The organism is Photobacterium sanguinicancri (assembly GCF_002265265.1).
Lineage (GTDB): Bacteria > Pseudomonadota > Gammaproteobacteria > Enterobacterales > Vibrionaceae > Photobacterium > Photobacterium sanguinicancri.
The window spans coordinates 1-6681 of record NZ_NOIF01000227.1 but is presented as its reverse complement, the minus strand read 5'-3'; the positions used below and the strand labels follow the sequence as shown (position 1 = coordinate 6681).

The 6681-nt window shown below is 41.2% G+C and carries 8 protein-coding genes; 1 reads left to right on the top strand and 7 read right to left on the bottom strand.

The annotated features are described in order from the left end of the window. Positions 1–166 precede the first annotated feature (166 nt). Positions 167–451: a hypothetical protein gene (locus ASV53_RS21770; protein ID WP_062691428.1), complete on the top strand. Its 285-nt coding sequence runs from the start codon at positions 167–169 to the stop codon at positions 449–451. Positions 452–580: 129 nt separating this feature from the next. Here ASV53_RS21770 and ASV53_RS21765 read toward each other — a convergent pair whose 3' ends face one another. The 7 genes from ASV53_RS21765 to ASV53_RS21735 all read right to left on the bottom strand — a co-directional run bounded on the left by ASV53_RS21765 (position 581) and on the right by ASV53_RS21735 (position 6643). Then, positions 581–925, bottom strand: coding sequence for a hypothetical protein (locus tag ASV53_RS21765; RefSeq protein ID WP_094958655.1), 345 nt, complete (start codon positions 923–925; stop codon positions 581–583). Positions 926–1110: 185 nt separating this feature from the next. Further along, positions 1111–2307 (bottom strand): cystathionine beta-lyase, encoded by a 1197-nt coding sequence (locus ASV53_RS21760; protein WP_094958654.1) that lies wholly within the window; start codon positions 2305–2307, stop codon positions 1111–1113. 125 nt (positions 2308–2432) lie between these two features. After that, positions 2433–3152: a hypothetical protein gene (locus tag ASV53_RS21755; RefSeq protein WP_094958653.1), complete on the bottom strand. Its 720-nt coding sequence runs from the start codon at positions 3150–3152 to the stop codon at positions 2433–2435. A 465-nt stretch (positions 3153–3617) separates the two neighbouring features. Beyond that, the gene (locus tag ASV53_RS21750; RefSeq protein WP_141226290.1) at positions 3618–3908 is read right to left on the bottom strand and encodes a hypothetical protein; all 291 of its coding nucleotides are present in this window, start codon (positions 3906–3908) and stop codon (positions 3618–3620) included. Between the two features lie 130 nt (positions 3909–4038). Further along, entirely contained in the window at positions 4039–4362 is a 324-nt protein-coding gene (locus tag ASV53_RS21745; RefSeq protein ID WP_094958651.1) for a hypothetical protein, read from the bottom strand. Positions 4363–4488: 126 nt separating this feature from the next. Continuing rightward, positions 4489–4698, bottom strand: coding sequence for a hypothetical protein (locus ASV53_RS21740; RefSeq protein WP_094958650.1), 210 nt, complete (start codon positions 4696–4698; stop codon positions 4489–4491). A gap of 310 nt (positions 4699–5008) precedes the next feature. After that, complete coding sequence (locus ASV53_RS21735; RefSeq protein ID WP_275657119.1) at positions 5009–6643, bottom strand: methyl-accepting chemotaxis protein; 1635 nt, start codon at positions 6641–6643, stop codon at positions 5009–5011. Between the last annotated feature and the right edge of the window lie 38 nt (positions 6644–6681).

The window sequence follows — 6681 nt, the reverse complement described above, 5'->3', positions numbered from 1 at the left end:
GTTATTATTTAATTAAGTAAATAATAGCTCTTATCGTCTTGCGCAAAAACCCTATAGCCCTCACATATTGCATAATAAACCATTTTTTCATTTGCTTAATTTGCTAGTCGTACCATAATGTCTAGGAATCAATACTAATATTATTGATGTAAGAAAAAGGATTTTTATGAAAAACATTACCGCCTTCATTGATCAAATTGAGAAGCAATATCGTTCTGTTGCATGTTGGATCTACTCTGAAAACGATAGATACACTGAAATCGAAGGAGGCGGCATTATAAGCGTTAGTAAGCTTCGAAGCATTTTAGAGCACCATCTGCATATTGTTGTTCAGCCGATTGAAGCTAGCGAGCTTGATGCCCACTTACTGTTACCTGAAATATCGATGGTAATACCCGTGCAATTTATAAACGGTAAAATAACGTCATATTCCGACGCAGAAGCTGCTTGAAAAATAGACAGTTGATTAAATAATGTAACGTTATTATAAATCGCATTGAAAAAGGGAGTAATTAATACTACTCCCTTCTTAATATCACTCATATAGTTAACCACCACTTTGAGCTACGCAATCGTTTCGCTATTTATTTGTCGTATAATATGAAACCGTTCTTGGAGAGCCATCTTCACAGGCTTTTCTTCCGGCTTCAATTCCATCATTATATTTCTGGCTTCTTTTCGCTAAAGTACTATCTATTTCAACAGGTAGTCGCCCGCTTTCAGAATCATACGTTTTCGAACGACATCCCTGATTAAAACCATAAAAATAAATACTGTTATATTCAGTTTCAACATCATACTCATCGGGTAAAAACTGGTAATTATCCAACCCCGTATCAATATTATTAACGCTGCTATTGGTACAACCGACGAGCAACATAACCATCATCCCAGAAGCGAACCACATAAACTTCGATTGGTGCATACCAAGTCCTTATCATTCCCATACGTTCATTAAGCTTATACCAATACTGAATTTCTATTGCGTTTAACCCACATATTCCCCATTACTTTTTGCGACTCTATACCTATATGCAGACAAACAAAAAAACCACCAAAAGGTGGTTTTATAGAATAACGTTAGCTCAGCGATGGCAATGGTGCGTGTGTTTACATCTGATCACGGTTAAGAACAGCATTAAAACGTTCAAAGCCTCGCTCTAGATCGCGGATCAAATCCTCTGGGTCTTCTAACCCGATATGCAGACGAAGCATAGGACCGGCAAAATCTTTTTTTGTCGCAGTGCGTAAACTATTGATATTTTCATTGGCTAAAATCAGGCTTTCAAAGCCTCCCCATGAATAACCCATGCTGAAATGTTCCATCCCATCAAGCAAGGCTGTCAGAGCCTCTGTATTCCCACGGTTCAACACCAAAGAAAATAAGCCATTTGAGCCTTTGAAGTCACGCTTGAAAAACTCATGTCCATCACAAGAAGACAGAGCAGGATGACGAACATGATCCACCTCGTTACGCTCAGCCAGCCAATGCGCAATACGTAGCGCGTTTTTTTCGTGCTGCTTTAAGCGTACACCCAAGGTGCGCAAACCACGCATGGCTAAGTAAACATCATCTGGTGATGTGCATTGCCCCATCAGGTAACTGTTTTCGCGTAGTTGATCCCAGCAGCGGGCATTCGCCGTCGCCGTCCCTAGCATTACATCTGAGTGTCCAACAATATACTTCGTTGCCGCTTGGATCGAAATATCCACACCGTGGTCGAATGGCTGGAAGTTAATTGGCGAAGCCCAAGTGTTATCTAGCATCACTACAATGTCTTGCTCATGCGCAATGCGAGCTAATGTCGGTACATCTTGCACTTCCATGGTAATAGAGCATGGTGATTCAAGGAAAAGAACACTGGTATTCGGTTTAATTAAATCACGAATACCTTCGCCAATCATGGGATCATAATAGGTCGTTTCAACGCCCATATTCACTAAAATCTTGTCACAGAAATCGCGTGTCGGCTCATACGCGCCATCTACCATCAAAATATGATCGCCTGTCTTTACGAAAGAGAGAATGGCATTACTTATCGCAGCTGTACCGCAAGGGTACAAAGCGCAACCAACACCACCTTCCAATTCCACCATGGCATCTTGAAAAGCAAAATGGGTATTCGTACCGCGGCGGCCATAAAATAAGGCTTTATCCATACGTTTAGACGCGGATGCTTTCATATCAGCAACGCTGTCAAACACAATAGTCGATGCTCGACTAACGGGTGGATTGACGAGTTTTTGAGTCCACTTTTTGGAGCGACCGGCTGTCACAATGCTTGTATCTAACGCTTTCTTTTCCATGGATAATTCACTTCCCTATTCATGCAAAGGCACAATAAAATCAAACTTAACGATTAAGCTCAACGTTACCACACCTAAAAGAATATGAAAGGAGATATTGTGACTAGCACTTTCGGCTTGTAGACTTATAATGCCGCGGCATATTCTTCCCGATCGTTCACAGAACTATGCATTGATGCTGGTACTTCTTGATGCACTTCAATGTCACGTTGCCATACCAGCTCATCACTTATTTCCAAATGTGCACGGTAATTTAAGCAAGCACGCATTACGTCATCTTCACCGCTGACTTTGGCTGTTAGCATAGTGAGCAGTAACGCTTTGTGGGCATAATGGCGATGTAGTGAAATAGCTAGTGTTGTTGAACAAGGCTTATCCCCCTGCGGACGCAATACCTGAAGCGCCTGCTTTTTCGGGTATATCTGAAAGACATTATGATTAATGGTTTTCGCTTGCTTAATCGTCGAGCGAATTTCACACCGCGTGATCGGGCTATAGCACGCCTCACAAGGGGCACTACTCACCCCTTTCAGATACGCTTTATGTAGACTTGTTAACTCGCCATCTAAGCTCGGCAAGCTTAAAAAAATAATATCTTCATAATCATCGCCAAGTGTTTGAAAAATACCTCGCGTTTGTGCCACGTAGCCATGATCAAGCAAGCAGCTTATTGCTTTCAAACCCGCTAGGTATTGTTGCAAAATATCACGCATGACTTCTTGTCCTTGCTGATGAGGCAAGAGCATCCTCTCATCAGCACTGGCAGCGGACGACTTTAATCGCTGCATCTGCATTTCTACATGTTGAGTAATTTGGTGGTTCAACTTCATGTCTGATTGATACATAGTGCCGTCCTCTACCATGAGTGTTAACTGCTGAGCTATAAACACCTTTGAGGTGTATCACTAAGGTAAAGCAATTGTGATGCCTACTTTTTATGACTATCAACGCTTCTTTTACGGGCATTTATGATGCAGGATGCACAATCTTTTTTTATTCGTCTTAATTTGCGAATCTTATTGCAAATTTGTTGTACTAATTGTCAATAACATTAGAGGGCAGCCTTCAATCGAGTAAATCAGAAAATCGTTTAATGATTCTATCTCTACCGCATTGAGCGCATCGGTAGTGATAGATAGTCGCCCCCTTTCGTTGTTCATCTGCAAGCTTGTTATTAACCCGAGCAAAACGGATTGCTCCGCAATATTTACATTCCATGATTAACTCTCACTATTTTAGGCAAAGATAGCTAGCCGCGTGTCTACACTAACTGCCAAGTTAAACAAAACGGTGCGACTAGCTAAATAAGGTTACTTAAACCATTTCGCTTGAAACCCATGGCAAACATCATAAGCAAAAGCGAAGATACCAGCGCAGCCAGCACTGCGAATCGACACCCCCGAAAAACCCAGGTTGGCCGTACAATCAGCCATATAACCATCCACATTCCAATAAAGGGTTAGGCTTTGTGTTTTGGCTTCGTTGCTATTAATAACAATCTTACTTTTGTCCTCTGGTGTATAAACAGTAACGTGATTCAGCGATTCAAGACTTTTAATCTGTTCAATTATTGAGATTGCCAAAGGTAGTTGCTCTGGCATTGGTGCATCACATTTTTGTTCAGTACTTCTATTGGTCATTATCATTTTTGCTTATTGTTTTAGGATGGCTGGCCGTGTGCCTAATTAACTGTCAGGAAAAATTGGTTAGAGCACGACCAACCAAATTTAATTACAGCCATTTATCGCGAAGAACACCGCACATGATATCTTTGGTCCATGCTGGAGAGCCGTTCCCTAGACGTTCAAATTCTTTAAATTGCCCTTTCGTGACCTGTTTTTTAAACCACTTTGTACGTGAGCTGAGGTTGTACCTATCCGCAACTTTTAACTTAACGATGCCTTTCTCTATCTTATTGATATCACCTTTAATGGCACATGCTTCTATCTGTCCAAAGATCTTGCCGATCTCCTGAGGTGACTTATTAGATGCTGGCATAGCTTTGGGAACCATTAATAATGATGTAAACGCAATTGCTGTAATGATCTTTTTCATGATTAGTCATATTCATTAATCGGTTATATTTCAGGCCGCAATACATAGTTATTGTCACTACGAAGCGATGTCTGCCACCTGCACGGATTGTCACAAATAGGGTGCCCTCTGTGACCATGGCAGGGCTTACCATTCCTTACCGCCTGAAACCACTAAATCGACGGTCGATCTTTTTATGTTCTTTTCTGTTAAAGCAGAGCAATAGCCCATTTTTTGATCATAAGTACATTGAATATCAAAATAAAAGACAGCGTCCTTTTTAGGGCCGAAAATAAAGGATGACCCACACGCAATAGCATAATGGACGGCATCCTTTATTTTAAATGGAGCATACACACCTCATCCTGACTTATCAAGTAAGCGAATATATACACGTGTGGCATTTTTACTATTTGAATAACGAAAATGTATTGAGAAGAAAAACAAATAGCATCTGTACTGCGCCGAACAGCCGAATCAACGAAAGATAGAAAATCAAAAAAACAATTATAGATTATAGGTTTAGATTAACCATAATGTGTTGTGTTGTGTTGTGTTGTGTTTTGTTGTGTTGTGTTGTGTTGTGGTACCTTAAAATAAAAAAACGCCTGATGAAATACATCAGGCGTTTAAATTTAGACATGTGAATCCATATCAGGATACGTTACTAAACAACACGAAAACGGCTCATCGCTTGTTGAAGGTTCACTGCTAACTGGCTCAATTCATGGCAAGCCTGCGTTGTATGGCCTGAGCCTTCTACCACTTCTGCTGAAGATTCATTGATTTTAGCGACACTTCGGCCAAGCTCTTCCGTCACTGAATCTTGCTCGCTACAAGCACTTGCAATTTGCACACTCATATCAGCAATTTTCCCTACAGTGACCTCGATAGATTGAATCTTATCCCCTGTGTTCTGGCTCTGCTGGACACAGGAATGAATCAATGAACAACTTTCGTTGGTCGCTTCACGTGCCTCATTAGCACTTTTTTGTAGTTTTTCGATAATCGTAATAATTTCACCCGTTGAGTGCTGAGTACGACCAGCCAATGTTCTTACTTCATCAGCGACAACGGCAAAGCCTCGGCCTTGATCTCCGGCTCGTGCCGCTTCAATGGCCGCATTCAAAGCAAGAAGGTTAGTTTGCTCTGCAATACCTCGAATCACATCAACAACCATGCTGATGTTTTCAGATTCTTTCACAAGCTGTCCAACCAAAGCGCCTGCATTTTCAATTTCCAGTGACGCACTTTGGATATGTTTGATGGTTTGCGTGACTTCCGCCGCCCCCTCAGCAGCCTCGATATTCGCTTCTGATGCAGATGCTGATGCCACTTCAGTGTTGCTCGCCACTTCCGCTACCGTCGCTTTCATTTGATCCATGGCTGTTGCAACCATGGTGATCTCATTTTGCTGTTCACTCATACCAACAGATGATTGAGCGGCAACAGCGCTAACTTCTTCGACCGCAGAGCTAAGCTGAGTTACCGCCGCAACAATCTCTTCAATTAAACTGCGCAAGTTTAGCTGCATCGTAATGCTAATATCAGCTAATTTGCCTAATTCATCGTTACCAATTTCATCACGTTGAATCTTGTGTGTCAGATCACCGCCAGCAATAGCTTGTGATTGTGCCATCACTAAATTTAATGGACGACAAATTTGGCGAGTAAGGAACACATTCGTCATAACCATAAATACAATCAGGCCAATAATGCTCATGATGGTCATGTTAATTACGCTCGCAACACTAGCCAGCATAGAAACTCGGTTGCTAGCAACAAAACTAAGGTTCATTTCTAACAATGCATTCATAGACACATCAAGCTTGTTAAACTCGTCAAAAGTACCCGCAAGAATAGGCTGCGCTGTTGCCATATCACCACGACTGGCCGACTCATCAAAACCATTTAGCGCTTGATTATAAGCACGCCATGATGACATTACGTTATCAAATATATGTTGTTCATCGTTTGAAGCGACAGTCGCACCATACGCCGCTAGCATTCTTTCTATTTCTTGTCTCTGCTCATTGGCTTTAGTGATACGAGTATGGATTTGATCAAGCTCTTTGTAAGTCAAAATAGCATATTGTGTACGACGGGCGTATGACATCTCAAACATAATGTCTTCAACACTTAACACGCTTGGTAAAGTCGAATCCGTAAAGTTAATAACACCATTTCTTACAGTATTAAGTTCACTATTGATGAACAGACCAAATCCAATCAATATCATTACGATCGCAGAAAAGACACTGGCAATTTTTTTGCCAATGGAAAAATTTCGAAAAGTTAGCACTGGAAAACCTTATTTATATAAATATAAGCATTTAAAGG